Here is a 1,898-nt window from a genome sequence, read left to right as displayed (position 1 = left end):
GACGGGACGCGGAATCCGCTCCAGACGCTGCCGCTGACGGAGAAGATCCAGAGCGAGAGGTTCGACGCGGTCTTCGGCGGTGGACGCCGGGACGAGGAGAAGGCCCGGGCCAAGGAGCGGGTCTTCTCGCTGCGGGACGAGTTCTCGCAGTGGGATCCGCGCCGTCAGCGGCCCGAGCTGTGGAATCTGTACAACGGCCGGCACGCCCCCGGTGAGCACGTGCGTGTGTTCCCGCTGTCCAACTGGACCGAGCTGGACGTGTGGCAGTACATCGCCCGCGAGGGCATCGAGCTGCCGGAGATCTACTTCGCGCACGAGCGTGAGGTGTTCGCGCGCAGCGGTATGTGGCTGACGGCCGGTGAGTGGGGCGGTCCGAAGGACGGCGAGAGCGTGGAGAGGCGTCTCGTGCGCTACCGGACCGTCGGTGACATGTCCTGCACCGGTGCCGTCGACTCGGACGCCGTGACCCTGGAGCAGGTCATCACCGAGATCGCCGCGTCCCGGCTGACCGAGCGCGGCGCGACCCGCGCCGACGACAAGATGTCCGAGGCCGCGATGGAAGACCGTAAGCGCGAGGGGTACTTCTAAGCATGAGCACGACCACGGAACTCTCCGAGACGACCCTGCTGCGGTTCGCCACCGCGGGCTCCGTCGACGACGGCAAGTCCACGCTCGTCGGCCGGCTGCTGCACGACTCCAAGTCGGTCCTCGTCGACCAGCTGGAGGCCGTGGAGCGCGCGTCCGCCTCGCGCGGGCAGGACGCCCCGGACCTCGCGCTGCTCACCGACGGCCTGCGCGCCGAGCGGGAACAGGGCATCACCATCGATGTGGCGTACCGTTACTTCGCCACGCCCCGGCGCCGGTTCATCCTGGCCGACACCCCGGGCCATGTGCAGTACACCCGGAACATGGTCACCGGCGCGTCGACGGCCGAGCTGACGGTGATCCTGGTCGACGCCCGCAACGGCGTCGTGGAGCAGACCCGCCGGCACGCCGCGATCGCCGCGCTGCTGCGGGTGCCGCACGTCGTGCTCGCCGTGAACAAGATGGACCTGGTCGACTACACCGAGTCCGTGTTCGCCGCGATCGCCGAGGAGTTCACGGCGTACGCGCTGGAGCTGGGCGTCCCGGAGATCACCGCCATCCCGATCTCGGCGCTGGCCGGCGACAACGTGGTGGACCCCTCCGCGAACATGGACTGGTACGGCGGGCCGACCTTCCTGGAGCACCTGGAGACGGTGCCGGTCACCCACGACCTGAGCCACTGCCACGCCCGGCTGCCGGTGCAGTACGTGATCCGGCCGCAGACCGCCGAGCACCCCGACTACCGCGGCTACGCCGGTCAGATCGCCGCGGGGTCGTTCCGCGTGGGCGAGCCGGTGACGGTGCTGCCGTCCGGCCGTGCGTCGAGGATCTCCGGGATCGACCTGCTGGGCGAGCCGGTCGACATCGCGTGGACCACGCAGTCGGTGACCGTCCTGCTGGAGGACGACATCGACATCTCGCGCGGCGACCTGATCGTGCCGACGAAGGACGCGCCGCCGACCACGCAGGACATCGAGGCGACCGTGTGCCACGTCGCCGACGCGCCGCTGACCGTGGGCCACCGGGTGCTGCTCAAGCACGGCACCCGCACGGTCAAGGCGATCGTCAAGGACATCCCGTCCCGGCTCACGCTGGACGACCTGTCGCTGCACCCGCACCCGGGGCAGCTCGTCGCCAACGACATCGGCCGGGTCAAGATCCGTACCGCCGAGCCGCTGCCGGTCGACTCCTACGCCGACTCGCGCCGCACCGGCTCGTTCATCCTGATCGACCCCAGCGACGGCACCACGCTCACCGCGGGCATGGTCGGCGAGTCCTTCGCCTCACCCGAACCCGTCAAGGACGACTCCGAG

Annotated in this window: 2 protein-coding genes; both read left to right on the top strand. The window is 70.2% G+C overall.

Features of this window, described 5'->3' with window-relative positions:
* Nucleotides 1–588: sulfate adenylyltransferase subunit CysD (gene cysD, locus POF73_RS45635; protein WP_272125445.1), on the top strand; the 588-nt coding region annotated here is incomplete at its 5' end.
* A gap of 2 nt (nucleotides 589–590) precedes the next feature.
* Nucleotides 591–1,898, top strand: a 1,308-nt coding sequence (locus tag POF73_RS45630; protein ID WP_272125444.1) for a sulfate adenylyltransferase subunit 1, incomplete at its 3' end; no start/stop codon positions are given.

Source organism: Streptomyces sp. HD, assembly GCF_028369295.1.
Classification (GTDB): domain Bacteria; phylum Actinomycetota; class Actinomycetes; order Streptomycetales; family Streptomycetaceae; genus Streptomyces.
The sequence above is the reverse complement of the archived record's forward strand: the minus strand, read 5'-3'. Positions and strand labels throughout refer to the sequence as shown.